General features: G+C 67.9%; 27 protein-coding genes. 7 read left to right on the top strand and 20 right to left on the bottom strand.

The genetic code is table 11. The features are described from left to right. Positions 1–86: 86 nt before the first annotated feature. On the top strand, positions 87–590 hold the full coding sequence (locus ACQPYH_RS32680; RefSeq protein WP_432879275.1) for a DUF664 domain-containing protein: 504 nt from the start codon (positions 87–89) through the stop codon (positions 588–590). Positions 591–641: 51 nt separating this feature from the next. After that, complete coding sequence (locus tag ACQPYH_RS32675) at positions 642–1,124, top strand: MarR family winged helix-turn-helix transcriptional regulator (protein WP_432879272.1); 483 nt, start codon at positions 642–644, stop codon at positions 1,122–1,124. Positions 1,125–1,421: 297 nt separating this feature from the next. On the opposite strand, the gene ACQPYH_RS32670 is transcribed toward ACQPYH_RS32675, so the two are convergent. Continuing rightward, a complete protein-coding gene (locus tag ACQPYH_RS32670) occupies positions 1,422–2,375 on the bottom strand; it encodes a phosphotransferase (RefSeq protein ID WP_432879269.1) in 954 nt (317 codons plus the stop codon). Between the two features lie 125 nt (positions 2,376–2,500). Here ACQPYH_RS32670 and ACQPYH_RS32665 point away from each other — a divergent pair, with 125 nt between their 5' ends. Further along, complete coding sequence (locus ACQPYH_RS32665; RefSeq protein ID WP_432879267.1) at positions 2,501–3,916, top strand: MFS transporter; 1,416 nt, start codon at positions 2,501–2,503, stop codon at positions 3,914–3,916. 17 nt (positions 3,917–3,933) lie between these two features. Further along, positions 3,934–4,569 carry a TMEM175 family protein gene (locus ACQPYH_RS32660; RefSeq protein ID WP_432879264.1) on the top strand — a complete coding sequence of 212 codons (636 nt, stop codon included), beginning with the start codon at positions 3,934–3,936 and terminating at the stop codon, positions 4,567–4,569. Here the strand turns inward: ACQPYH_RS32660 and ACQPYH_RS32655 are convergent. The 12 genes from ACQPYH_RS32655 to ACQPYH_RS32600 form a co-directional block, all read right to left on the bottom strand. After that, positions 4,508–6,088, bottom strand: coding sequence for a carboxylesterase/lipase family protein (locus tag ACQPYH_RS32655; RefSeq protein ID WP_432879262.1), 1,581 nt, complete (start codon positions 6,086–6,088; stop codon positions 4,508–4,510). The two genes, ACQPYH_RS32660 and ACQPYH_RS32655, sit on opposite strands and share 62 nt — an antisense overlap. Before the next feature lie 119 nt (positions 6,089–6,207). Continuing rightward, positions 6,208–6,579 carry a hypothetical protein gene (locus ACQPYH_RS32650; protein WP_432879259.1) on the bottom strand — a complete coding sequence of 124 codons (372 nt, stop codon included), beginning with the start codon at positions 6,577–6,579 and terminating at the stop codon, positions 6,208–6,210. Beyond that, complete coding sequence (locus tag ACQPYH_RS32645) at positions 6,579–7,253, bottom strand: DUF433 domain-containing protein (protein ID WP_432879257.1); 675 nt, start codon at positions 7,251–7,253, stop codon at positions 6,579–6,581. The genes ACQPYH_RS32650 and ACQPYH_RS32645 overlap by 1 nt, the downstream gene beginning before the upstream one ends. Positions 7,254–7,341: 88 nt before the next feature. After that, positions 7,342–8,103 (bottom strand): precorrin-6A synthase (deacetylating), encoded by a 762-nt coding sequence (gene cobF, locus ACQPYH_RS32640; protein WP_432879254.1) that lies wholly within the window; start codon positions 8,101–8,103, stop codon positions 7,342–7,344. A gap of 43 nt (positions 8,104–8,146) precedes the next feature. Then, entirely contained in the window at positions 8,147–8,500 is a 354-nt protein-coding gene (frdD, locus tag ACQPYH_RS32635) for a fumarate reductase subunit FrdD (protein ID WP_432879252.1), read from the bottom strand. Continuing rightward, complete coding sequence (locus ACQPYH_RS32630; protein WP_432879250.1) at positions 8,497–8,877, bottom strand: fumarate reductase subunit C; 381 nt, start codon at positions 8,875–8,877, stop codon at positions 8,497–8,499. The genes frdD and ACQPYH_RS32630 overlap by 4 nt, the downstream gene beginning before the upstream one ends. Then, positions 8,874–9,632, bottom strand: a complete 759-nt coding sequence (locus ACQPYH_RS32625) for a succinate dehydrogenase/fumarate reductase iron-sulfur subunit (RefSeq protein ID WP_432879248.1) — start codon at positions 9,630–9,632, stop codon at positions 8,874–8,876. The genes ACQPYH_RS32630 and ACQPYH_RS32625 overlap by 4 nt, the downstream gene beginning before the upstream one ends. 2 nt (positions 9,633–9,634) lie before the next feature. Continuing rightward, on the bottom strand, positions 9,635–11,377 hold the full coding sequence (gene frdA / locus ACQPYH_RS32620) for a fumarate reductase (quinol) flavoprotein subunit (protein ID WP_432879245.1): 1,743 nt from the start codon (positions 11,375–11,377) through the stop codon (positions 9,635–9,637). Between the two features lie 2 nt (positions 11,378–11,379). Continuing rightward, positions 11,380–11,613 (bottom strand): hypothetical protein, encoded by a 234-nt coding sequence (locus tag ACQPYH_RS32615; RefSeq protein WP_432879243.1) that lies wholly within the window; start codon positions 11,611–11,613, stop codon positions 11,380–11,382. 85 nt (positions 11,614–11,698) lie between these two features. Next, on the bottom strand, positions 11,699–13,186 hold the full coding sequence (gene zwf / locus ACQPYH_RS32610; RefSeq protein WP_198682092.1) for a glucose-6-phosphate dehydrogenase: 1,488 nt from the start codon (positions 13,184–13,186) through the stop codon (positions 11,699–11,701). A gap of 63 nt (positions 13,187–13,249) precedes the next feature. Next, positions 13,250–13,963 carry a dipeptidase PepE gene (pepE, locus tag ACQPYH_RS32605; protein ID WP_432879241.1) on the bottom strand — a complete coding sequence of 238 codons (714 nt, stop codon included), beginning with the start codon at positions 13,961–13,963 and terminating at the stop codon, positions 13,250–13,252. Positions 13,964–13,971: 8 nt separating this feature from the next. Further along, positions 13,972–14,751 carry an IclR family transcriptional regulator gene (locus tag ACQPYH_RS32600; protein WP_432879238.1) on the bottom strand — a complete coding sequence of 260 codons (780 nt, stop codon included), beginning with the start codon at positions 14,749–14,751 and terminating at the stop codon, positions 13,972–13,974. 98 nt (positions 14,752–14,849) lie between these two features. On the opposite strand from ACQPYH_RS32600, the gene ACQPYH_RS32595 reads away from it, so the two are divergent. Genes ACQPYH_RS32595 through ACQPYH_RS32585 form a run of 3 tightly spaced genes read left to right on the top strand, consistent with a single transcriptional unit; the run spans position 14,850 to position 18,046 of the window. Then, positions 14,850–15,518, top strand: coding sequence for an AroM family protein (locus tag ACQPYH_RS32595; protein ID WP_432879235.1), 669 nt, complete (start codon positions 14,850–14,852; stop codon positions 15,516–15,518). After that, on the top strand, positions 15,515–17,107 hold the full coding sequence (locus ACQPYH_RS32590) for an OPT/YSL family transporter (protein WP_432879232.1): 1,593 nt from the start codon (positions 15,515–15,517) through the stop codon (positions 17,105–17,107). Before ACQPYH_RS32595 ends, ACQPYH_RS32590 begins: the two co-directional genes overlap by 4 nt. Before the next feature lie 15 nt (positions 17,108–17,122). Next, complete coding sequence (locus ACQPYH_RS32585) at positions 17,123–18,046, top strand: DUF1177 domain-containing protein (RefSeq protein ID WP_432879229.1); 924 nt, start codon at positions 17,123–17,125, stop codon at positions 18,044–18,046. Here ACQPYH_RS32585 and ACQPYH_RS32580 read toward each other — a convergent pair. The 7 genes from ACQPYH_RS32580 to ACQPYH_RS32550 form a co-directional block, all read right to left on the bottom strand. Next, a complete protein-coding gene (locus ACQPYH_RS32580; RefSeq protein WP_432879226.1) occupies positions 18,043–19,053 on the bottom strand; it encodes a zinc-binding dehydrogenase in 1,011 nt (336 codons plus the stop codon). The genes ACQPYH_RS32585 and ACQPYH_RS32580 overlap by 4 nt on opposite strands. A gap of 9 nt (positions 19,054–19,062) precedes the next feature. Further along, a complete protein-coding gene (locus tag ACQPYH_RS32575; RefSeq protein WP_432879223.1) occupies positions 19,063–20,430 on the bottom strand; it encodes an MFS transporter in 1,368 nt (455 codons plus the stop codon). Between the two features lie 19 nt (positions 20,431–20,449). Beyond that, positions 20,450–21,919: a mannitol dehydrogenase family protein gene (locus ACQPYH_RS32570; protein ID WP_432879221.1), complete on the bottom strand. Its 1,470-nt coding sequence runs from the start codon at positions 21,917–21,919 to the stop codon at positions 20,450–20,452. Beyond that, entirely contained in the window at positions 21,916–23,133 is a 1,218-nt protein-coding gene (gene manD / locus ACQPYH_RS32565; RefSeq protein WP_432879218.1) for a D-mannonate dehydratase ManD, read from the bottom strand. Before manD ends, ACQPYH_RS32570 begins: the two co-directional genes overlap by 4 nt. An 11-nt stretch (positions 23,134–23,144) precedes the next feature. After that, positions 23,145–24,077 carry a 2-hydroxyacid dehydrogenase gene (locus tag ACQPYH_RS32560; RefSeq protein ID WP_432879216.1) on the bottom strand — a complete coding sequence of 311 codons (933 nt, stop codon included), beginning with the start codon at positions 24,075–24,077 and terminating at the stop codon, positions 23,145–23,147. After that, a complete protein-coding gene (locus ACQPYH_RS32555; RefSeq protein WP_432879213.1) occupies positions 24,074–25,099 on the bottom strand; it encodes a LacI family DNA-binding transcriptional regulator in 1,026 nt (341 codons plus the stop codon). Before ACQPYH_RS32555 ends, ACQPYH_RS32560 begins: the two co-directional genes overlap by 4 nt. Before the next feature lie 108 nt (positions 25,100–25,207). Then, on the bottom strand, positions 25,208–25,585 hold the full coding sequence (locus tag ACQPYH_RS32550) for a VOC family protein (protein ID WP_363878231.1): 378 nt from the start codon (positions 25,583–25,585) through the stop codon (positions 25,208–25,210). Positions 25,586–25,777 lie beyond the last annotated feature (192 nt).

Below are 25,777 nucleotides of genomic sequence, written 5' to 3'. Positions count from 1 at the left end.
ACTCGCGGTTTCGCGACATCGCGGTGGTCGCCGAGCAAGCCGTCGCATTTCCGCGATTGTCGGCGCGGGGTGAGAGGGTGCGGCGCATGGTGCTGAGAGACCGGCCGTGGCCGGATGACGACCTGACGCTCGCGCAGTCGGTGATCGGGTACTTCGAGTTCGTCCACACCACCGCGGTGAACAAACTGGACGGGCTGGACGAGAAGCAGGCACGCGCGACTCCGCTCGCCACGTCGCCCGTGATGAATCCCCTCGGGCTGATCAAGCACCTGACCGCGGTGCAACGGCAGCACATCCAGCGGACGATCGGCGGCCAGGATCTCCCGTCGTTGTGGCGATCGGACGACCACGACTACGAGTTCCGGATCGGGCCGGACGAGACGGTCGCCTCGGTCGTCGCGGCGTACGACGCGGAGTGGGAGCGGTCGCAGGAGACACTGCGTCACGTGGACTGGAGCGGGTTCATCGAGGGGTACCGCGGCCCGATACGGGTCGAGCGGCTGTTGCTCGACGTACTGCAGGAGTCGGCGCGGCATCTCGGGCACCTGGACGTGGTCCGGGAGCTGATCGACGGCGCCCGCGGAGAATGATCTAGCTCCGGATCATCTGCGGACAGACGATCCCGCGCTACTCTCGAAGGTATGGCGCAACCTCCGGAACGTACCGTGCCCGACCTGACCGGCTACCTCACCCACGCCGGCCATGTCCTGGAGACCCAGCTGTCCGCGGCGCTGGCGGAGATCGGCCTGACGCTGCGGATGCAGTGCGTACTGCGGCACGCGCTCGAGGCGGAACGCACGCAGATCCAGATCGCCGAGCTCGCGTACATGGACAAGACCACGATGGTCGTCACCGTCGACGCGCTCGAGGAAGCCGGCTACGCCGAACGCAAACCCTCCGCAACCGACCGCCGAGCCCGCATCATCGCCGTCACCGACGCCGGCACCAAGATCGCGGCCGAGGGCCAAAAAATAGTCGACCAAGTCCACGCCACCGCCCTCAACACCCTCCCCACCCCCCAACGCAAATCCTTCATAGACGCCGTCACCACCCTGGTAGACGGCCCCTTGTCCACCCCAACCACAGCCCAACCCGTACGCCGCTCCCGCCAACGCACCAGCTAACCCCGCGGTACAACCCGTCCCTCCCGCGGGGAGAACCACCCCGCGCGGTGCTACGCGGGCGTCTCTCGTCGCTCCGCTCCTCGGCACACCCACTCCGCGCCGCTCCCACCCGCCCCCGGGCTCATCGCCCGGAACTTCCGGCTGCCGCCGGGTTTGCGGGCTGCCGCCGCGGGTGCGCGCTGCCGCGCGGGTGAGTGCTTGGTGGTCGTCTGCGTGCGAGCGGGCTGCCGGGCGGGTGGGGGGTTGGTGGTGGTCTGCGTGGGAGGGGAGCGCGGTCTTGTCGGCGCAGCATCTGGGTTAGCCGGGGAGGTACTCCGTTAGTTCGCGCCAGGATTGCTTGGTGTCCTCGGAGTCGGGGTGGGGGTGGTGGAAGAGCTTGACGTAGGACGCGGTTTCGGCCAGGGCCCACCAGGCGTCGAAGAGCTCCAGTGCTGCGGTGCGCGGAGTGATCGGGCCGGCTTCGGATTGGTATGCCGGGAGCACGTCGGTCGGACCGCCGAGGACTGACTTGAGGTCGCGTTCGCGCGGTGCGAGGCGCACCGTTACCCAGTCGACCAGCCGCATCTCGCCGTTGGCCGTGCGGAGGACGTTGGCGCTGTGGGGCTCGCCGTGGGTTACGACCCAGGGGTCGGCTGAGGCCTCGACCTCGCGGACGAGGGTGTCGTAGTACTGCAATCTGCTGTGTCCGTATGAGGCCGCGCCGGCCAGTCTCAGGCGGGTCGGTTCGGCATACAGCCCATCGGACCACGGGTGGTCGAGGTCGCTGAGGGCCGCGAGCAATGCAGCGCGGTCAGGTATGGCGAAATCCCAGCGCTGCAAGGCCTTCGGCGGTGGAGCAGTGTGTAGTCGGCCGATGATTCGGGCGATCTGTTCCCGTTCAGCCGGGTCGTCCCAGTCGCCGTCCGGCGTGCTCCACCCCTGCAGGTACGGCCCCACCGTCAGCGTCCAACCCGGCGACACCTCGCGGACGAGCTGCCCGCCCCGATCAGCCAAAGGCGCAACGGCGAAGTCGTAGCCGCGGTGGGTCAACTCGCGTGACGTCTGCATGGCGGCGGTGATCGATTCGCCGTCGGCCGGGCCGACTCGATCGGCGGTTACGAACCAGCGTGGCCCGTCGGTTCCGGAGGCGATCCAGTGGTAGCTGCCGAACCCGACCGGTGCGTAGGCAACCTCCGCAGGCGCAAAACCCCAGTGTTCCTTGAGGATCCGGGCTACCAGGTCGCAGGAGATCTCCGTCGGCTCATCTCTCATCCGATCGACCCTAACTGCGCGCCGAGCAAGTCTCAGCCCGTTTCCAGGAGTCATCCGATAAAAGATCGTCTAGTACAGGACTATCTGTTATGGTCTTTTCAAGACGACCGACTGAGGAGAAGACCGTGAGTGTGGACGTGGTGGAGCCGGCGGTACTGCGAGGGCGGGCCAAGGCGCTGGTGGTGCTGTGCGTGATGCAGTTGATGATCATCCTCGACGGGACCGTGGTGACGGTGGCGTTGCCGACGATCCAAGGCGACCTGGGGTTCTCGCAGGCGGGCCTGGCGTGGGTGATGAACTCGTACCTGATCGCCTTCGCCGGACTCCTCCTGCTCGCCGGGCGGATCGGTGATCTGATCGGCAGCAAGCGGATCTTCCTGGCCGGCCTCGCCCTCTTCACGGCGGCGTCACTCCTGTGCGGGCTGGCGGGCAACGCGGAGGTGCTGATCGCCGGCCGCTTCCTGCAAGGCGTAGGCGGAGCGCTGGCCTCGGCGGTGATCCTGGGGATGATCGTGAACCTCTACCCGGCTCCGGGAGAGCAGGCGCGCGCCATGGGTGTCTACAGCTTCACGGCGGCGAGTGGTGCGTCGATCGGGCTGATTCTCGGTGGGGTGATCACGCAGACCGTCGGCTGGCACTGGGCGTTCTTGATCAACGTACCGATCGGCGCGACCGCGCTGGCGTTCGCAGTACGGCTGCTGTCGCACCAGCCCGGACTCGGCCTCGCCAGAGGTGCCGACGTACTAGGTGCTGTGCTGGTGACCGCAGGCCTGTCCCTGGGTGTCTACACGATCGTCCAGACCGCAGAGCCCAACGCAACGCTCACCCGCACCCTCCTGCAGGCAGCGGCGTCCATAGCACTTCTGGCTGCCTTCGTAGGACGCCAGGCACGCATCAACAACCCACTGCTTGCCCTGCGCATCTTCCGGCGCCGTCAGCTCAGCGTGGCCAACGTGGTGGTCGTGCTGCTCTTCGCCGCCGGCTTCGGCTTCCAGTTCACCACCGCGCTGTATGTGCAGCGTGTGCTCGGCTACGACTCGCTCACCACCGGCCTGGCGTTCCTGCCCGCGCCGATCATGAACGCACTGATGTCGCTGTCCATCGCCCCACGCCTCACCGTCCGGTTCGGCCCGCGCAAGATGCTGATCGCCGGCCTCGTCGTGTTCCTCGTGGCACTGCTCTGGATCAGCCAGGCGCCGGTCGACGGCTCGTACGTCGTCAACGTGGGTCCTGTGCTCGCAGTGATGGGCGCTGGTATCGGCGTGGCCATCCCAGCCGCGATCATGCTCGCCATGTCCGGTGCGGACGCCAGCGACGCCGGACTGGCCTCCGGGCTGAACAACACCGCGCAGCAAGCCGGCGCGGCCATCGGCACCGCAGTACTAGCGACCCTCGCAGCCTGGACCACCGCGCACAGAGCAGCCCAGGGCAGCCTCCAAGCACTAAGAGACGGGTACGGCGCAGCATGGCTCGCCGCAGCCGGATTCGTGTTCGCCGCGGCCGTCCTGTCGATCAGCCTGCTCCGCGAACGACACACCTGACGGCTACTCTTTCGGCCGTGAGTACGACGAGAGACCCTGACCGCCTGGTCCTGTTCACCGATGCGGTTGTCGCGATCGCCATCACGCTGCTGGTGCTGCCGCTGGTCGACCTGGTGCCAGAGGTGAAGGCCGAAGGCGGGGACGCGGTCAGCGTGATCAGCGACCACTGGCAGGAGATCTTCACGTTCCTGCTGAGCTTCGTCGTGATCGCCAATTTCTGGCTGGGCCACCACCGGCTGTTCGAGCATGTTCGCGGGTACACCACGGCGATGATGCGCCTGAACCTGCTGTGGCTGCTCACGATCGTCGTCCTGCCGTTCCCGACCGAGATCATCGGTGCCTTCCCGAGCGACCGGTTCACCGCCGGGGTGTACACCGGCACGATCCTGGCGCTCAGCGTCTGCCAGACGGCGATCACCTGGATGATCCACGGGCACAAGGAGCTCGAGAAGCCGGACAACCCGGTCAGCCGCGGGGAACTGGTCGGCTCCCTGCTGCTGACCGGGCTGACGGTTGTCGCCTTCCTCCTGGCGGCTCTCGTCCCCGGAGTGAACTTCTACGCGCTGCTCCTCCTGCTCCTGTCGCCGGTCCTCATGCCGGTGTGGAGGAGAAGGTCGACCAGAACCCGCACTGGTGCTCAGCGCTCAGATTGACCTGCTGGATGCCGGTCTGGTCCGTCGGCGCGAGCGAGAGGCCCTTGACCTCGCGTACACCGGTGGGCGACCACTGCGGCCGGCCGGCCCCGTTCGGGTTGCCGGTCCGGGCGAACGCCGTCCAGTAGTCGATCATCTGGTTCGACAGCGTCTGCTGCGCCTCCGACATCGGGAAGTCGTACCCGCCGAGCCGGAACAGGTACGGCAGTTCCATGGCGTGCGCGGCGCCCAGTCCGGGTGCAGCGATCGGCGAGTGCTTGTCGGCGAACTCATACGCATACACAGGTACCTTGCCGGCCGCCTGCTGGTCCGAAGAGACCTGCGTGCACGACCAGATCCGATCTGTGGTCACAGCGCCCCACGCTGCGGCAGGCGAGTCGTACCGAGCCTGCGGGTACTGCTGCAGCACCTGAGGAGCCTTCGACGCGCCGACCATGTTCTTCACCAGTTGCGGGTAGTCCTTGATGTCGCCAAAGGCCGCCAGCCATCCGTTGGCCTCGTCGTGGTTGTTCCCCGAGATGATCGGCACCCGGTGGAACAGTCCGGCCTTCAACGCCCGAGCAGGTGATAGCGGTACGACGGCTGTCCCGCCGTACCCGATCTGGGTGAACGCGAGCGTGTCGTCGACCAGTACGTCGGACTTCGCGGCGCGGAGGCAGTCGAGCATGGACTGTCCGGGCTTGCAGCCGAGCTCGGACTTGTTGTCGGCAGCCCACTCCTTGCCGTTGGACTGCACTGTGCCGGCCGGGATCCACGGGGAGTCCGCCGCCTGGCCGGGGTACTGGCTGTTGGCGGCCCAGTTGAACTCGCAGGATCCGCTCTGCATGATCGCCTTCGCGAACAGGCCGGTTGAGGTCGGCGAGGTCAGCTGGGCGCAGACACTCATGCCACCTGCGGACTCACCGGCGACGGTCACGTTGTGCGGATCGCCACCGAAGGCCCGCGCGTTCCGCTGCACCCACCGCAGGGCAGCCTGCTGGTCCTGGAGGCCATACGTACCGGAGCCCGGCAGCCCGGGATATCCGAAGAAGCCGAAGATGCCGAGCCGGTAGTTGACCGTCACGACGACCAGGTCGCCGCGGGAGGCGAACTTCGACGCCTCGTAGCTGTTGCCGGCGCCGGAGAAGAACCCGCCGCCGGGGATCCACACCACGACGGCGCGGGGCTTCGTGGAGGGCTTGGTCGGTGTGGTGACGTTCAGGTAGAGGCAGTCCTCGGTGGACGAGCCGTCCGGTGCCTCCGAGTTCGGCTGCTGCGGGCACGCGTTGCCGAGCTTCGACTCGCGTACGCCGGTCCACGGCTTGGCGGGCTGCGGCGCCTTCCAGCGCAGCGGGCCGACCGGGGGAGCGGCGTACGGGATCCCGTCGAAGACCTGTGCGTCGCCGACGGTCTTGCTCGCAACGAGTCCCTTGTCGGTCCGTACGACGTCCTGCTGAGCCGCGTCACTCGGCCCGGCGAGGCCCACCAGCAGCCCCACCGGCGCCAAGGCGGCCGTCATGATCACCAAGAGTTTCTTCATGCCTGCAGCCTCGATCAGGCGGTAGGACGAAGGCTTCGGTCCGGCGGCCAGAGCGACTACGACTTTGGTCTAGTGCTCGCCTCGCAGATGCAGAGGCCTGACTCCGGACACGCTCATTGCTAGTGCCCATGGGCCGGGCCCCGCTTAGTGATCTCGCGCCGAAGCCGAGGTTCGTGCTTGAGGAACAGCTCCAGCTGATCGTGGGGGCCTAAATCCTGCTTGGCCCCGATCCACACCGACCGGATACCGAGCTCCGTGTACGCCCGCAGCTCGACGGGTCTCGTGCGGATCCGCCGATCCCGTGTCACAACGACGAGGCCGTTCTTCGCGACGATCGGCATCCAGTCGACGTCGAGCGTGCCCAGCGGCACCTCGGTGAGATCTTCATGTCCGGGGTAGACGATGTCATCGCGTCCGCTGCGGCGCAGCAGCTTGCCGAGACCCAAGGTGTTCTCGTCGGTGAAGTACACCGGTCCGAGAGCTGCAGCCATCAGACGGCGCGACCAGCGATCAGTTCGAACCGAATTGCGCTGTCGACCTGCTCCGGACTGAGGTCGTACAGGTCGGCCAGCGCCTCGCGGGTCGTACCTGCTCGGAAGTCCTCGGCAAGAGACTCGGTGCGAACGTTGCGGACAGACGGCTGCCCAAAGGATCGACTCGGGTCCATCATCACATCGGGCGTACGGGCGTCGGGCTTCAGTCGCCCAACGATGTCGCCGACATACTCGACTGCTGTGCTGAACCGCTTCGCAGACTCAGCGAGCACCAGCTGACCATTGCGAACCACTACGAGCTGTAACGGACGCTCGAGCCCTAGCTCCTCTTGGACGATCCTGACCAGCTCACGGCCTTCGACATCGAGGAATGGGCGTGCATGTGCGAGCGGATAGCGTCCGAACTCGTTGCGAAGCCGAATGATCGCGGGGCGCAGGCGCTGCACCGGCACGTCGCGGCTGCGGAACTCGGCCAGGAGTCTCGCCTCGACCATTTCACCCCACGTCACCGCGTCCCCGCCCGTCGGCTCGGTACGCAGTACCGGGTCGTAGAACCGGCCACCGCGCTCGTATCCTTCCAGCCAGCGTCGGGCGGTTCCCGAATACAGGCCGACGAGGCGGTCTACGTCGGGGTACGAGTAGATCGCTCGATCGAGGAGAGAGTCGGCCATAGAGGCAATCCTGTCACCCACCTGAGACAGAGCGCGAATCTGTCACGTCGTGTCGACAGCTTCCTGGGCGGCAGTCCACCCCAATTCACTACTTGGAGGGTCGCCGTACCAAGTAGGTGTCCATGATCCAGCCCTTGCGGTCGCGGGCCTCGGCGCGGGCCTTCTCGATCTCGGACGCGACCTCGCGCAACGGACCGGAGATGAGGATCTCGTCAGGCGTCCCGAGGTACGCGCCCCAATAGATGTCCGCGTCCTGGTCGAGATGCTCGGTGAACGCCGTCTGCGCGTCGAGCATCACCACCACGTCGTCCACACCCTCCGGCCAGCCGGCTGCGAGCCGCCGTCCGGTGGTGATCTGGATCGGCCGACCCACCTGGTTCAACCCGACCCGATGCCGCGCAGCCAGCGTCGACACGCTACTGATCCCCGGAATCACCTCGACCTCGAACGAGAGCTCACCCCGCGCCTGGATGTCGTCGAGAATCGCCAGTGTGCTGTCGTAGAGCGACGGATCGCCCCAGACGAGGAACGCCCCCACCTGATCCGAACCCAGCTCGGACGCGATCAGTTCCGCGCACACATCGGCCCGGCGCCGCCGCCAGTCGTCCACAGCCTCGACGTACGCCGAAGTCGTGCGGTCCCGCTCCGGGTCGCGGCCGACCACGACCCGGTAATCCTTCGACGTCGCGTACCGGCGCAGGATCTCCGACCGCAGGTCGACCAGCTCCTGCTTGACCTCGCCCTTGTCCAGCACGAAGAACACGTCGACCCGGTTCAGCGCCGACACGCCCTGCATCGTCACCTGCTCCAGATCGCCCGCACCGACGCCGATGACCAAAATCTCCCGCATGCGGGCAGCCTAAAACACAGCTCAGGGGCGGCCGGACGTGAGGTCAGACCGTCACCAGCAAAGCGGCGGCGATGACGGATCCGACGACCGCGCCGCCGTAGCACAGCGCCACGATCGGAACCGCGTACCGCTTCAGCTGGAGGCCGTCGTACAAGGTGTAGCGGAACCGGTGCGCCCAATGGAACAAAGCAAGGACACAAAGTCCGAACAGCACCAGGCGGGTGATCCAGTTGTGCAGTACTGCGGAGAGGTGAGCATGATCAGGCGCCGGCAACAGGTCGAGTGGGAATGCGATGCCGAACAGGAACAGCAGGATCGGCACCATCAGCGCCGCCACCATGCCCCCGGAGCTGAACAGCATCCAGAGGAACGGTTCAGGAGTTGGCCGGCGGTTCATTTCAGGACCACCCACGCGATGATCGCGGAGAGCACCAACCACGCCAGGTAGTGCGCGGCAACGACCTGACCCGGCGGCAGCCGACGCCCACGCACCTTGATCGCCATTGCCCGCGGCGCGAGCGCGAACCACGTCACCACGTGTAGTGCCACGAACAGAAAAGCGATCACGTTGATCGCGATCACCCACCAGTGCCCACTCCAGTCCAGGAACTTCTGGTACGACGCCGCACCGTCACTGATCGCGTTGACCAGCAACAGGAGGAAAACCACGAACCATGCGATGAACACACTGCTGAGCTCCCGCAGCACGAACAACACGTACGAACGTCGCTCCAGCCACCAGAACAAGTGGACCGGCCGCTGATAAACGCTCATCCCTTGCCCCGAGAAGTCCGCATCCGAGGCATCAGCAGTTCTTTGATCGACTGGGTCGCCGCGGTCAGCTTGTACCGCTGGATGGCACCGGCCGGATCCACACCCTTGGGGCACGCCGCACTGCACTCACCGACGAACGTGCAGGACCAGATCCCTTCCGGCGACGTCAGTACGGCGCGACGGTCGTCCGCACCCTCGTCGCGCGAGTCCAGGTTGTACCGCTGGGCCAGGGCGATCGCGGCCGGGCCGATGAAGTCCTGGTCAAGGCTGTAGACCGGGCAGGCCGAGTAGCACAGCATGCAGTTGATGCACATGCTGAACTGCTTGTATTCGTCGAGTTCTTCGGGTGTCTGCAGGTACTCGCCTTCCTCGACCGGGCTGTGCACGTCCCGGACGATCCACGGCTTGACCGTCGGCAGCTTGGTCATGAAGTCGTCGATGTCGACGACCAGGTCGCGGATCACCGGGAAGTTGCGCAACGGCTCGACCCGGACGGGACCTGGGGCGTAGTCGGTCAGGAAGGTGGCGCAACTCAGCTCGGGTTCGCCGTTCACTGTCATACCGCAGCTGCCGCAGATGCCCATCCGACACGACCACCGGAACGACAGCGTGCCGTCGAGTTGGTCCTTGATGTAGGTGAGGCCGTCCAGGATCGCCCAGTGCTCACGCAGCGGGACCTGGTACGACTGCATCACCGGCTCGGAGTCGACCCCCGGCCGATAGCGTGCGACCTCGAGGGTGATCTCGTCTGCCATCGCTACCTCCCGTACACCCGTTCTCCCGGCGGCCAGCGAGTGATCGTCACCGGGAGATACGTGACGCGGCTGGTTCCGTCCGGTTGACGTCGTACCAGCGAGTGCGTCAGGAAACGTTCGTCGTCGCGGGCCGGGAAGTCGGTCCGCTGGTGTGCGCCGCGCGACTCTTCCCGGCGGGCCGCGCAGGCAATGATGGTCTCGGCAATGTCCAGCATGAACCCGAGCTCGAGCCACGCGATCAGCTCGGTATTGAAATTCGTGCTGTGGTCGTCGATCGCCGCGTGCCGGAAGCGCAGTTGCAGCTCCGCCAGCCGATGGCCGGCCTTGGTGAGCGAGTCGCCGTCGCGGTAGATCCCGGCGCCGTTCTCCATCGTGGTCTGCATCTCGGTCCGGATGTCCGCGATCCGCTCGTGCTCGTCCGCGTGCCGCCGCAACTCCCCGGCCACCCGCTGCTCCTCGTCCCGGCCCTGCGCGAGGATCGACGCCGGTACGGCGCGGTGGTAACGGCCGGCGAACACCGTGGCGGCCCGCCCGGCGCGGTTGCCGAAGACCAGACACTCCGGGAGAGAGTTCGAGCCGAGCCGGTTGGCGCCGTTGATGCTGACGCAGGCGACCTCGCCGGCGGCGTACAGACCCTCGAGCGACGTGGCGCCGTGGATGTCGGTGTGGATGCCCCCCATCATGTAATGCACGACCGGCCGCACCGGGACGAGTTCACGCACCGGGTCGATGTTCTGGTACTTCGAGCACAGCTCACGGACGAACGGCAGCTTGGCGTCGATCAGTTTCGCGCCCAGGTGCCGCAGGTCCAGGTTGACCACCGGGCCGTACTGCGTGTCGATCGTGCGGCCCTTCTCCACCTCGTGCACGAACGCCTGCGACAGCCGGTCCCGCGGGCCGAGCTCCATGTTGCGCAGGACCGGTGTCGGTGTCGGCGTACCGAGGTCGTAGTCCTGCAGGTAGCGGTAGCCGTCCTTGTTGAGCAGCCACCCGCCTTCGGCCCGGGCCGCCTCGGTGATCAGGATGCCGGTGAACGGCAGGCCGGTCGGGTGGTACTGGACGAACTCCATGTCCTTGAGTGCGGCCCCGGCACGGTACGCGAGGGCCATCCCGTCGCCGGTCTTGATGTTGGCGTTCGTTGTGAACGGAAAGACCCGTCCGCAGCCGCCGGTGCAGATGATCACGGCGTTCGCGGTGATCGTCTCGATCCGCCCGGTCGCCAGTTCGATCGCGACGACCCCGTACGCGCGACCGTCGTCGACCAGGATCTTGGTGACGTACCACTCGTCGTACCGGACGATGTCGGAGTAGGACAGTGCGGTCTGGAAGAGCGTGTGCAGCAGGTGGAACCCGGTCCGGTCGGCGGCGAACCAGGTGCGCATCTTCTTCATGCCGCCGAACGCGCGGACGGCGACCTTCCCGTCCGGTTGCCGGCTCCACGGGCAACCCCAGTGCTCGAGCCGGAGTAGTTCGCGGGGCGCCTCGGCGACGAACGCCTCGACCGCGTCCTGGTCGCACAGCCAGTCACTGCCGGACACGGTGTCGTAGGCGTGCTCGTCGAGGGAATCGTCCGCCCCGGCGACAGCGGCGGCGCCGCCCTCCGCGGACACCGTGTGACTGCGCATCGGGTAGACCTTGGAGATCACCGCAACGCGCAGCGCCGGGTTGGTCTCGGCCACCGCGATGGCAGCTCTCAACCCGGCGCCGCCGCCTCCGATCACCACGACGTCGTGATAGGTCGCCATGGTCAGGCTTCGTGGTCGCCGCTGTGTTCGTCCATCAGCACCTTGCCGTCGTGCCGCACCGTGCGGATCCGGACGCTGCCGTCGTGGAACTCGTGCCGGATCTGCCGGCATCCACAGGCGAACAGCATGTCGTCGAACCGGAAGCCCTCGAAGTCGTCTTCCTGGCTTCGATCAGCATCCCCGAGCCGCCCACACGGCGCCCGCTCCCCAGTGAGATGCGTCTTCGTGCCCGTCATTCGCCCACCTCCTCGCACCCTCGAGGTGTTCGTGACTTACATCACATCCTCGATAGTGCGCCTAGGCGGGCAGGACGGCAATGGGCTACTCCCGCCACTCCCTTTCGAAGGGGAGGCGCCAGGCGCGCGGAGCGATCAGTTGGTGGATCGCGTTCGGGCCCCAGGTGCCGGCCTGGTACGGCTTGACAGGCGGCGGGTCGTCGAGGAGCGGGGCGGCGCGATCCCAGAGCGATTCGATGCCCTCGGCGGTGGTGAACAAGGTGTGATCGCCGCGCATCGCGTCCAGGATCAAGCGCTCGTAGGCCTCGAGTACGTCGCCCGCGCTCTCGGTCTCCTGGGTGGAGAACTGCATCGACAGCTTCTCCAGCCGCATCCCCGGTCCGGGGCGCTTGCCGTAGAACGACAGCGACACCCGCGACGAGTCCGCCAGGTCGAAGGTGAGGTGGTCCGGGCCTTCCGAGCCGACGCCGGAGCCGGCCGGGAACATCGTCTTCGGCGCCTCCTTGAAGGCGATCGAGATGATCCGCTGGCCCTCGGCCATCTTCTTGCCGGTCCGCAGGAAGAACGGCACGCCGGCCCAGCGCCAGTTGTCGATCTCGACCTTCAGCGCGATGAACGTCTCGGTGTCGGAGTCGGGCGCGACGCCTTCCGCGCTGCGGTAGCCGCCGTACTGGCCGCGCACAACACAGGCGGTGTCGAGCGGCAGCATCGAGCGGAAGACCTTGTTCTTCTCCTCCGAGATCGCCCGCGGCTCCAGGGCCGTCGGCGGCTCCATCGCGACGAACGACATCACCTGCATCAGGTGCGTGACAACCATGTCCTTGAACGCGCCGGTCGGCTCGTAGAAGGTGGCGCGCTGGTCCAGCCCGAGCGACTCCGGGATGTCGATCTGCACATGGTCGATGAAGTTCCGGTTCCAGATCGGTTCGAACAGGCCGTTCGCGAACCGGAACGCGAGGATGTTCAGCGCCGCTTCCTTGCCGAGGAAGTGGTCGATCCGGAAGACCTGCGACTCGTCGAAGGTCTCGTGGACGAAGTCGTTGAGCTTGATCGCGCTGGCCAGGTCGTCGCCGAACGGCTTCTCCATCACCACCCGCGCCCGGTCGACCAGGTCCGCGTCGCGCAGCATCGCGATCACCGACTGGGCCGCCTTCGGGGGCACCGACAGGTAGTGCAACCGGCGTACGTCGGGGCCGAGGTGCTCCTCGGCCGCCTTCACCGCGTTCGCCAGCGCCTCCGGCCCGGCCGTCACCGGCACGTAGTCGAGCGTCTCGGAGAACTGCGACCACTGCTCGTCGGTCAGCTTGTGCATCCCGAACGTCTCGACGGCCTCCCGGGCGCGGGCGCGGAACTCGTCCGACGTCATCTCCTCGGTCGCCGTACCGATGATGCGTACGTCGGGCGTGAACCGGGACTGCTGCAGATAGGCCAGCCCCGGCAGCAGCTTGCGCTTGGCCAGATCACCGGTCGCCCCGAACAGCACGATGACATGCGGCGCGAGCGGATCCGGATCCCGCCGCGAGGGCCGGGATCCCGGCGCCGGATACGCAATGGTCTGGATACGGTCAGGCATTCAGTCCTCCCGAGGACACCACCGGAGCCAACACACCTCGCAGTCTAGGCACTCCACTATGAACTACTGGTGTACGTCGAACCGAGGCGTGAGCGACATCAACTCGGACAGGTCCCTGCCGACCGCGATCTCCTCAGGCGAGGCCCCCCGGCGGAAGAGCCGCGCCCCGGCCGGAAGCCCGTCCAGCAGGAGCGATTCACCGCGCAACCGCAGCCACGTCCCCTCCCGAAGCCCGAGCACCGGTACGTCGTTCTCCTCGAGAAACTCGGTGATCCGTACCTCCCGCGTCTCGCCCTGGTGCGTGGACGTCGGGTCCGGGTCGAGGTAGTGCGGGTTGAGCTGGAACGGGACCAGCCCGAGGGTCTCGAACGACGGCGGCTGCACGATCGGCATGTCGTTGCTCGTCCGCAAGGAAGGCCCGGCCAGGTTCGTCCCCGCGCTCGACCCGATGTACGGCGTACCGCCCCGCACCCGGTCGTGGATCAGGTCCAACTGGCCGTTCAGCTGCAACGTCTTCACCAGCCGGAAGGTGTTCCCGCCGCCGACGAAGATCGCGCTCGCCGACTGCAAGGCCGCATCGGAAGGCCCGACAACGGAAACGCCGAGCGGCTCCAACGCCGTCCGGACCGTCGAGAGGTACGCGTCGTGGTCGGCGAGCGCGTACGGGACGAACACAAGCTCGTCGATGTCGCCGAGCAGGTTGCGGACGGCATCGCGGGCATGGTCGAGGTAGGGGCGGCCGTGGGTGGCGGAGTTCGAGAGCAGAAGCAGTTCCACAGGGATCCTTAGCGACGGCGGGCGGGCGTGCGGTGGGCGAGCAGGTTCGACAGTTCTTCCGTTGCCTCCAGCAACCGTGGGACGTGGTCGTGGATGTCGTCGGGCAGCTCCTCGGACTTGCCCTCGACCACGGTCAGGGAGCCGATCGGGCGACGGCCGAGCCGGACCGGCGCGGCGATCGCGCGGGTGGCCGCGTCGTACTCGCCGTCGGAGAATGCCCAGCCGGTCCGGACGGTGTCCTCGAAGACCTGCTCGAGCGCGGCCTCGTCGACCTCGGTGAGATCGGTGAACCGCGCGAACGGCCGCCCGGAGAGCAGCGCGCGGCGCTCGTTGCGGTCCAGGAAGGCGAAGTAGGCACGGGACGTCGCGCCGGCGTGTGCCGGATAGAGGTCGCCGACGAGCGGGTGACTGCGGAGCGGTCCACCGCCGCCGTCGACCGCTGCGATGCAACGCACGTGGAAGCCGTCCGGGATCGTGAACGTCGCGGTCCGCTCGGTGTCCTGCGCGAGCCGCGCGAGTACGCCGTCGGCCAGCGCGGCGAGCCCGCCGGTGCGCTCCCACAGCGCGGCCATCCGCCACATCGTCGGCCCGAGGCTGTACCGGCGGCTGATCGGATCCGGTCGCAGGAACCCGCGGAACGCGAGCGCCGCGAGCAGTCGTTGCGCGGAGGACTTGTCGATGCCGAGCTCGTCGGCGAGCTCCATCACACCCCAGTCCCGCCGCTGCTCGGAGTACGAGATCAGGATCTGCAGCGCCCGGTCGACGGTCTGCAGCGGTGATTGCTCCACGCCCAGAACGGTAGCGCAATCGCCCGATTATCGATTTGGTCTCTCATATAACGAGAAGTTGTTGCAGATGCCGCAGCAGTTCCCCGACTCTCGTCGGCATGACAGTCCTCGGAGTTGTGACGATCGGGCAGTCGCCGCGGAGCGACATGGTGCCGGAGATGCGGCAGTGGCTGCCCCCGTCGGTCGAGGTACGGGAACGTGGCGCGCTGGACGGGTTGTCGCCCGCCGGTCTCGCGGCGCTGGCTCCGGAGCCGGGTGACGAGACGCTGACCACGCGCCTGCGGGACGGCTCGTCGGTCGTGATCGGCCGGGCCGGCATCCTGCCGCGGCTGCAGGCTGCGATCGACATCCTCGAGGCGGGCGGGGCGGACGTCGTACTGATCGTCTGCACCGGCGAGTTCCCGGCGTTCCGGCACAGTCGTCCGCTGTTGCTGGCTGGACCGTTGATGAGCGCGGGGCTGTCCGCTCTGGCGGGTGACTCGCTGGTGGGCGTGGTGTGTCCGCTGGCGGAGCAGGAGCAGCAGTCGTACGAGAAGTTCGAGCACCTCGACGAGAAGATCAAGGTCGCGTGGGCCACGCCGTACCAACCCGGGCTGACCGAGCTGGAGAAGGCGGCGCGTGAGTTGGCTGCCGAAGGTGCCCAGCTGCTGGTTCTCGATTGCATGGGATACACGCAGGAGCATCGGCAAGCGGCCGCGGACGCTTCCGGGCTCCCAGTGGTCCTCTCACGTTCTGTCGTCGCACGACTAACTGCGGAGCTGACATGACCATTCCGACGAAGTCACAGACCACGAAGCACCCACGGGCCTTCGAGCCGGCAACCCTCGTCCTGCTCATCATCTGCGCGGCCGTCGGCTCGGTCATCGGGCTGCAGATCATCACCACGCTGGGCGTCACGCCGAACACCGCACTGATCGGCGTCCTGGTCGCGATCGCGATCAGCCGGGTGCCGCTCGCCGTACTGCGTCCGTTCCGGTCGGTGCACCGGCAGAACCTGGTCCAGTCGACGATCTCCACGGCGACCTTCGCGGCGGCCAACTCGCTGCTGCTGCCGATCGCGATCCCCGTCGTACTCGGCCGGCCAGGTCTGGTCTGGCCGATGCTGATCGGCGCGGGCCTCGCGATGCTGATCGACTTCGTGATGCTGTACTGGCTCTACGACTCCAAGGTCTTCCCGGGCAAGGCCGCGTGGCCGCCGGGCGTCGCTGCGGCCGAGGCGATCAAGGCCGGTGACGAAGGCGGCAAACGAGCTGCGCTGCTCGGTGCAGGTACGGCGGTCGGCCTGCTCGGATCGTGGCTCGGGATACCGATGTCGGCGTTCGGTGTCGCGTTCATCGGGAACGTCGTCGCACTGACGATGTTCGGGGTCGGGCTGTTGGCACGGGGCTACAGCGCGGACTGGTTCGGCGTGGACATCGCAGCGCACTACATCCCCCACGGTCTGATGGTCGGCGCCGGTCTGGTCGCTCTGATCCAGGCTCTGGTGGTTGTCTTCCGCAGTAGGCAGGCGCCGTCGGAGCCGAAGACCGAGACCTACACCCGCGACGATTCGGCCGCCGGACGCGGGCTCGCCCGCGGCTTCGTGCTGTACGTCGGCGCAGCGATCCTGCTCGCGATCACGGGCGGCCTGATCGGCGATCTCGGCGTCGGACAGCTCGTGCTGTGGGTGCTGTACGCCGCCGTGTCGTGCATCATCGCCGAGTTCATCGTCGGGCTGTCCGCGATGCACTCCGGCTGGTTCCCGTCGTTCGCGACCTCGCTGATCTTCCTCACGATCGGGATGCTGCTCGGGTTCCCGCCGATCGCGCTCGCACTGCTCGTCGGCTTCATCGCGGCGGGCGGGCCGGCGTTCGCCGACGCGGGGTACGACTTCAAGGCCGGCTGGCTGCTCCGCGGCCGTGGAGCGGATCCCGGCTTCGAACTTGCGGGCCGTCGGCAACAATTGTTCGCGGGCGTGATCGGTATGGCGGTCGCCGCCGCAGTCGTCGCGTTGACCTACCACGTGTACTTCGACCGCGGCCAGTTCCCACCGATCGTGCAGGTCTACGCGAAGACGATCCAGGCCGGCGTCGACCCGGGCCTGATCGGCAAGCTGCTGCTGTGGGCGGTGCCCGGCGCGATCATCCAGGCGATCGGCGGCCCGAAGCGGCAGATGGGCATCCTGCTCGCCACCGGCACGTTGATCGTCAACCCGATCGCTGGCTGGACCGTGCTCGCCGGGATCGTGCTGCGGATCGCGTACCGCCGCTGGAAGGGCCCCGAGGCCGAGTCGCAGATGACCATCGCCGCCGCGGGCTTCATCGCCGGCGACGCCCTGTGGGGCTTCGGCAACAGCCTGATCAAGACGAAATTCTGACTAGGAGATACACATATGGCTTGGCGTGAGGTTCTTGATCTGTATGACGTTCTCGACGACGCGGCTGCTTCGGGTGAAGCGGTGGCGGCGTGGCTGCGGGAGCGCGGTGTCGACGACGTCAGTGTGACGACGGTGAAGGGTGGCAAGGGCAGCACGGACTTCGTGCGGGCGGTCATCCCGGGCAGCCGCGGCCGGGTCGCCGGCGGAGATGCGCCGACGCTCGGGGTGATCGGGCGGCTCGGCGGACTCGGTGCGCGACCGGAGCGGATCGGGTTCGTATCCGACGGCGACGGAGCGTTGGTGTCACTCGCGGTTGCCGGCAAGCTGGGCAAGATGCTCCGCCGCGGCGACCAGTTGCCGGGTGACGTGATCGTCGCGACCCACGTCTGCCCGGACGCGCCGACCCGGCCGCACGACCCGGTCCCGTTCATGGACTCGCCGGTGGACGTCGGCGCGATGAACGAACACGAGGTCGAGCCCGCGATGGACGCGATCCTCTCGGTCGACACCACCAAGGGCAACCGGATCGTGAACCACCACGGGTTCGCGATCTCGCCGACGGTCAAGGAGGGCTGGATCCTCCGCGTCAGCGAGGACCTCCTCGACCTCGCCTCCCAGGTCACGGGCCGGCTGCCCGCCGTACTCCCGTTGACGATGCAGGACATCACGCCGTACGGGAACGACGTCTACCACGTGAACTCGATCCTGCAGCCGTGCACCGCGACCACGGCGCCGGTGGTGGGTGTAGCGATCACCACCGAGACCGCAGTGCCGGGCTCGGGCACCGGCGCGACCGACCTGGCCAGCGTCGAGTCGGCCGCCCGCTTCTGCATCGAAGCCGCCAAGACCTACGGCGCCGGCGAGTGCAGTCTGTTCGACCCGACCGACTTCGAACGCCTCACCACCCGCTACGGCTCGATGCGGCACCTCCAGAGTTAGACCCAGAGGGACAGCAGGACTTTGCCGGAGGTGTTGGAGTCGGTCGCGGTTGCGAAGGCTTCGACGGCTTGATCAGCCGGGTACTCATGGGTGATCACGCGCTCGAGCCCTGGATTTGCGTCCAGGAGCTCGATCGCGTGGTCGATCTCGTTGTTGAAGCGGAGGGTGCCCCGGACCTGCAGTTCGCGGGAGACCACCGGAGCGAGGTTCACGCCACGCGGCTCGTCGGCCGGAATGCCCACCAGTACGACGATTCCGCCGCGGCGGGCTGCGTCGATCGCGGTGCTGATCGCGGCCGGTACGGCGGTGCACTCGAGCGTGACGTCGAAGTACCCGGACGGGATCTCGTCCGTGCCAACCTGGAGTGTGCCATGCACGCCGAGCTCCCGGGCACGCTGCAGTGGGCCCGGGAGGACGTCCGTTGTGACCACCTCGATCGCACCGGCAGCCAGTGCTGCGGCTGCAGTCAGCAGGCCGATCGCGCCCGAACCTGAGACCAGCACGCGCCGGTCTTTCACGCCGCCGGCGATCTGCAAAGCATGCAGCCCGACGGCGAGCGGCTCGGCGAGCGCCGCACGGCGCAGCGGCAGCGAGGACGGCAGGGCCCGGAGCATGTGCTTGCCTACGACAACGAACTCGCTCAGGCCGCCCTGTGTGTGCGGCCAGGTGGACGCGCTGCCGAGGTAGGCGCCGTTCGGCCACAGGTGCGGGCGGTCCTCGATGCCGGGCTCCGGAGTACCGAAGGTGGCCGGATGAATGGTCACCGGTGTGCCGGGCGCCAACTCCCCGGACGGGTCGAGATCGACGGTGCCCGACAGTTCGTGACCGGGCACCAGCGGCTCGCGGACGACGAACGAGCCGTTCGCGCCGTCGTGGTAGTAGTGCAGGTCGGACCCGCAGATCCCGCCGTACGCCATCCGGAGGCGAACCTCGCCGGCCTGCGGTTCCGGGGTCGGCAGCTCGGTCTCGATCAGGTCGAGCTTGCTCCGGATGACGATCGCCTTCATGTCTCTCCTTCAGGCCGTGGCGGTGACGGGTGCCGTTGCGGTCCCGGCTATCGGGGTGCGGTCGGTGGCATTCTCCGGCGCGAGCAGGTCGCGGTCGCGGGTCTCCGGCGCGGCCAGTCCAGCGCCGAACGTGATCACCATCGCGACCGTCATGTAGATCGCGACCGGCACCCAGGAGTCGAAGGCGCCCATCAGCGCGACGGCGATCAGCGGTGCGAAACCACCACCGAGTACGGCGGCGAACTCGCGCCCCAGCGTGACACCGGCGTACCGGTACCGGCTGCCGAACAGCTCCGGGAAGTAGCTCATCGTCACCGCGACCCCGCCCTGGCAGGCGAAGACGAAGCCGATGATCATGGCCAGGTAGATGACGGTGAGATTACCGGTGCTCAAGGCAATGAACGTCGGGAACGGCAGGAGCAGCAGGAGCCCGGTGATGCCGAGGAACAACGGCCGCCGCCCGAACAGATCGGAAAGGTACCCGAGCACGACCGCGCCGATGCCGCCGAAGATCGCTCCCACCAGCAGGATCTCCGGGACGGTCTGCGCGTCGATCTTCACGGTGCCTTTGAGGTAGGAGGCCATGAACACCTGGTACGTGTACGACTGCACGCTCAGCCCGACCGTCATCAAGGTGACCAGGGCAACGGCTTTCTTGCCGTTCCGGAACACCTCGCGCACCGGGGCGGCAGCCGCCGTACGCTCCGCCTTGATCTCGGAAAAGACCGGCGTCTCCTTCAGCTTCCGCCGCAGGATGTACGCCGCGATCGTGACGAAGGCGCTGCTCAGGAACACCAGCCGCCAGCCCCACGACATCAACTGATCGTCGGGAAGCAGTTGGACCAGCGCCCACGCCCCGGCACCGAGCGCCGTACCCGCCGCGGCACCGGTCATGATCAATGCCGCCAGCCGCCCACGCTTGCCGCGCACGGCCGTCTCGGTCAGCAGGGTTGCGCCGCCGGACTGCTCGGCGCCGGCGCCGAAGCCCTGCAGGAACCGACTGAGCACGAGCAGGATCGGCGCCCAGACGCCCACGGACTCGTACGTCGGCAGCACACCGATCGCCATCGTCGCGACGCCCATCAGGGTCAACGTGGCCACCAGGATCCACTTGCGCCCGAGCCGATCGCCGTACCGCGAGAAGAACAGGCCGCCGAGCGGCCGCGCACAGAAGCCGACCGCGTACGCGCTGAAGCTCGCCAGCAGCCCGGCCGTCGCGGAGATGTTGGGGAAGAACAGATGGCTGAAGACCAGCGCGGACGCGGTCCCGTAGATGACGAAGTCGTACTGCTCGAGCGCGGTGCCGATCAGGCCGGCGAGGGCGGTGCGGCGGGTCTCCTGCGGGGTCGGCTCAGGGGCCGAGGGCTGGGGTTCCATGGCGGATTCCTTCGGGGTCTCAGGCCGCGGGCGATGCGTGCGGCCGGGACGTACGGGAGCGCGCGGCCTCACGGGCCGCGGCGCGGACGCCGTCACGGGTGATGACGGCGACGTAGTCGGTCACGCGCCGGGCAAAGTCATTGCTCTCGGCAAGTTCTGTGGAGAAGACCTGTCCGATCGCCGACCGGACCAGTTCCTCGGTACTGCGGGATTGCGCCGCGAGCGCCCCGAGCCGCTCGCGGGCCGGATCGACCATCGCCCGCGCATGCGGACCGGGATCGAACCCGGACAGGGGTACGACGCAACACAGCCACGCGGCGACCGTGAGCGCGAGGTGTTCGGGCATCACGCCCTGCTTCAGCAGTTCGAGCGCGGGCTCGGGGACCCGCTGCGGGAGCTTGACCGATCCGTCGCTGCCGACCTGCTGGGTCCGGTGACCGAGCGCGTCGTTCGACCACCGCTCGAACAGCGAGGCGATGTACGCCTTGACGTCGAAGTCGCGCGGCAGCGTGACGGTCGGCAGGTACTCGTCCTCGAGGACCGCCCGGGCAGCGGCCTCGATGAAACCGGTGGCGCGCGCCTCGGGGATCGTCGCGTGCCCGTCGAGCGCACCGAGGTACGCGATCAGGGAGTGGGTGCCGTTCAGTAGCCGGAGCTTGAGCAACTCGTAGGCCTCGACCTCGTCGGAGAAGATCGCGCCGGCCCGCTCCCAGGCCGGTCGCCCGGCGGTGAACCGGTCCTCCATCACCCACATCGTGAACGGCTCGGCCGGCACCGGACTGCGGTCGCGCACCCCGAGCAGCTCGTACGCCGCCGCGCGGTCGGCATCCGTGGTCGCGGGCACGATCCGGTCGACCATCGAGTTCGGGAAGGCGACGTTCTCCGCGATCCAGCTCTCGGCCTTGCTGCCGCGCAGGAACTCGAGGATCAGCTCGCGCGTCTGGTTCCCGTTCGACTGCATGTTGTCGCAGTTGAGGACGGTGATCGGCGCGCCGTGCGTCTCAGCCCGGCGTTCCAGCGCACGAGCGATCTGGCCGATGACAGTGCGCGGTGTGATGCCGGACAGGTCCGCGACGATGCCGGGGTGATCCAGTGCGAGCCGGTGAGTGCTGGGGTCCATGCAGTAGCCGTGCTCGGTCACAGTCATCGAGACGATGCGGGTGTCCTCGGCGGCGATGGCGTCGACCACCCCAGCGGGGTTGCTGGCGGCAACGATCGCGCCGGTGTGGACACCGGGCACGCTGATCGACGAGCCCTCGGGCGACAGCTCGAGTACCGAGTAGAGACCGTCCTGCGCGTTCATCGCGTCGGCGACCTCGGCCGAGCGGCTCGCGACACCGAGGATCCCCCAGCCGTCGCCGGCCTTCGCTGTGTAGACGGCCTCGTGAGCTCGATGGAAGTTGCCGAGGCCTAGGTGCACGATGCCAGTGCCCGCGGGCGGTCCGGCCAGGAGGTGTTGGGATACCGAGGTGCGGTTCAACGCGCTCACCAGTCGGTCACAGAGCCGTCGAGCCGGCGCGCGACGGGCAGGTAGGCGGGTTCGTACGGGAACTTCGCGGCCAGCGTCTCGTCGAGCTCGACGCCGAGGCCGGGCGCTTCACCCGGGTGCAGGTAGCCGTCGCTGAACGACCACGAATGCGGGAAGACCTCGTGCGCGAGCGCGTCGTACCCCATGTATTCCTGGATGCCGAAGTTGTGCGTCGACAATCCGAGGTGGACGCTCGCACCGAACGAGACCGGCGAAACGTCGGACGGGCCATGCGGTGCCGCCTTGACCTGGTACACGCTGGCTAGGGCGAGGATCGTGCGCAGGTGGCTGATCCCGCCGGCATGCGCGACCGCGACGCGGATGTAGTCGATCAGCTGCTCGGTGATCAGGTCCTTGCAGTCGTAGATCGAGTTGAACACCTCGCCGATCGCGAGCGGGGTGGTGGTGTGCTGCCGGACGAGGCGCAACGCGTCCTGGTTCTCAGCCGGGGTCACGTCCTCGAGCCAGAACAGGTCCGCGGGTTCGAGCGCCTTGCCGAGCCGCGCGGCCTGCTGTGGGGTGAGCCGGTGGTGCGCGTCATGCAGCAACGCCAGCTCAGGGCCGACGTGCTCACGGACCGCCGTAAGCACACCAGGGATGTGGCGCAGGTACGCGTCGGTGTCCCACGACTCGACCGCCGGTACGGCGCCACGCTTCGCCGGCTCGTATCCGCCGGCGTCGCGATGCACGCCGTACACCGTCTCCAGCCCTGGTACGCCGGACTGCGCGCGGACCGCCCGGAACCCGTCCTGCCTCCGCGCGTCGACCTCGTCAAGCAGCGCAGGCAGCTCCCACGCCGATGCGTGGGTGTAGGCGAGGACCTTGTCGCGGACCGCGCCGCCGAGCAGTTGGTACACGGGCATCCCGGCCGCCTTGCCCTTGATGTCCCACAGGGCCAGGTCGACCGCGCTGATCGCCGCCATTGTGATCGGGCCGCGGCGCCAGTACGCCCCGCGGTACAGGTACTGCCAGGTGTCCTCGATCCGCGCCGGGTCGAGGCCGGTCAGCAGCGGTACGACGTGGTCGCGCAGGTAGCTCGCGACGGCGAGTTCGCGGCCGTTGACGGTGGCGTCGCCGTATCCGACGAGGCCTTCCGCGGTCTGGACTTTGAGGGTGACGTAGTTGCGGCCGGGGCTGGTGACGATGACCTCGGCGGCGATGATGCGATCGCTCATGGCGGCTGCCTTCAGAGTAGGTTGCGCAGTTCGTTGCCCTCGGCAAGGGCCGCGATGTTCGCTGCGATGTCGTGGATGCGGCCGCGGAACGTCTGCCGGGTGATCCCGGACAGGTGCGGCGTGAGCAGGACGTTGTCGAGCTCGCCGAACGGGGCTTTGGCGGGTTGGGCTTGGTCGCCGCTCGACGGGTACGAGTACCAGACGTCCAGAGCGGCGCCGTGGATCGTACGGTTGCGCAGAGCGTCGTACAGCGGTTGCTCCTGGACCAGCGGGCCGCGGGCAACATTCACGAGTACGCCGTCGGCGCCGAGTTGCTCGAGCTCTGCGGTGCCGATGATGCCGCGGGTGTCCTCGGTCAGCGGTGCAGAGACGACGAGAGCATTGGACTCTTCCAGCAGTCTCGGGAGCTGACTCGTGTCACCGGCCCAGCTGAGCCCATCGGCATTTCCGCTCGCTGTCACGGCCTGGGCCTGGGCGCCGAAGGCTTGCAAGACTCGCCAGGTGGCCCGGCCGATGTGACCGAAGCCGAGGAAACCGACCTTCGCGTCAGCCAGCGTCTGTGGCTGGGGGAGCGCCCGGTCGTAGACGGGCGAGCGCCAGCGGTTCGTGCGCAGTGCGGCGTCAGCCTGGGGGAGTTCACGGCGAAGGGCGATCAAGGCCCAGACGATGTACTCGGCGATCGAGTCCTCGTGGTGATAGGTGTTCGCGACCGGTACGCCACCGGCGGTGATCCGGTCCGTGCCGGCACCGGCGACCTGGACGAGCCGGAGACCCGGCGCCGCGTCCGCCATCTCCTGGTCGAACGCCGGACCGACGAGGACATCGGCGGACTTGAGGCTGACCAGGAGCTCGTCCGGGAGCCAATCCAGCTCGGCGTGAGGCAGTAGAGCCTCGAGCTCAGAACGCAACGGCAGCAGGTTGGGGTCGGTGATGACGACTCTCATCCGTCGCTCCGATCGCGACGGGCCGGCGTCCAGCCGGCGACCGGGCCGGTGCTCTGGCGGACGACCAGCTGGGTGGGCAGCGTGATGGTGCGAGGCTCGGCCGGCGTCTCCGCGGTCAATTGCTGGTGGAGCATGTCGATGCTCATCACTCCGGCACGCGACATCGGCACCTGGATGCTGGTCAGCGTCGGCCGGCCGACCTCGGCGAGCGGGGTGTCGTCGATGCCGACCACGCTCAGCTCGCCGGGCACCTCGACACCGAGCGCGGCCGCGCCGGACATGATGCCCAGCGCCATCAAGTCGTTGTGGGCGATCACCGCGGTGGCGCCGGAGGCGACGACGCTGGCCGCCGCTGCCTGGCCGCCGGCCACCGTCTCCGCCTGCCAGCCGAGCACTTCCAGCTCGATGTCGGCCTGGTCGGCGAGCTGTTGGATGGCCTCCACCCGCGTCTGGTTCGACCAGGACAGCGGCGACCCCTGGGCGTACGCGACATGCTCGTGGCCGAGGACGCGCAGGTACTCCAGCGCCTGGCGCAGTCCGTCCACGGCGTCCGGTACGACGCTGTTCGTCTCGTTGCTCGTCCGGTTCACCAGGACGAGCGGGGTGTCACCGCACAGCTCGACGATGTCGTGCGCCGGCAGGCGCGGCGAGCAGACGACGAACCCGTCGACGCGCTCGTGCAACTCGCCGATGATCTCCCGCTCGCGGTCCGGGCTGCCGTCGGTATCGGTCAGCACGACCGTTTGGCGGCGGTTCCAGCCGTGCGCCTGGGCAGCCTTGACGAAGCCCGCCCAGACCGGGTTGCCGATGTCCGGGACGATCATCGCCACGGTGGCCGAGCGGGTCGGCAGGCTCGACCGCGAGCGGCGGCCGGCCGAGGCGACGTACCCGATCTCCTCCGCGGCGGTGATGATCCGGCGCAAGGTGTCGCGGCCGATCCGGTCCGGGTCGCTGAACGCCCGGGACGCGGTCGAGAGCGAGACGCCCGCGCGCTGCGCGACGTCGGTCAGGGTGGGGTTCACGAAGGCTCCCAGAGGTTGCGCCAAGGTTTCGGCAAGATTGCGCCAAGTTGCGCAAGCTTGTCAAGACCTTGGCCCTCCGGGAGCCGGTCGCCGTGGTGTCAGGTGGTGTCAGGCGGTCTGCCAGAGCCCCAGGATGTTGCCTTCCGGGTCCTTGAAGTACGCCGCGAAGCCCATGTCGCCGACCGGCAGCTTCTCGCCGACCCGCTCGCCGCCGAGGCTCTCGATCGTCTTCCAGGCGGCGTCGATGTCCGGCACGTCGACGGTCAGGATCGGGCGGGTCAGCTCGCCGGTGCGCTGGTACATGCCGCCGTTGATGAAGCCGGGCTCGGACGGCATCGACTGCTCGTTGACCGGTCCGGTCGACACCATCGTGTAGTTCATCTCGGGCATCTCCATCAGGTTCCACCCGAATGCCTCGCGGTAGAACGCCCGCGCTCGCTCACCGTCGTCGTACGGCACCTCGAAGTGCACGATCCGTCCGGTCATGGCATGCCTCCCGCTTGAAGTTCCCTTGCTCTCGAAGCAAGTGTCCTAAGTCGGGGGTTGGACGGCGCTTTCGGCGCCCAGGCACGCACCTCGCGGCACTTGGCCAGCGCCCACGATGCTCCGCATCGAGGCCACTGCCCAAGCACCCCGATGCACGCACCTGACCACCGAAATCGCTCGCCCAACCCCCGA

It is taken from the genome of Kribbella sp. CA-245084 (genome assembly GCF_050942355.1).
Lineage (GTDB): Bacteria > Actinomycetota > Actinomycetes > Propionibacteriales > Kribbellaceae > Kribbella.
The sequence above is the reverse complement of the archived record's forward strand: the minus strand, read 5'-3'. Positions and strand labels throughout refer to the sequence as shown.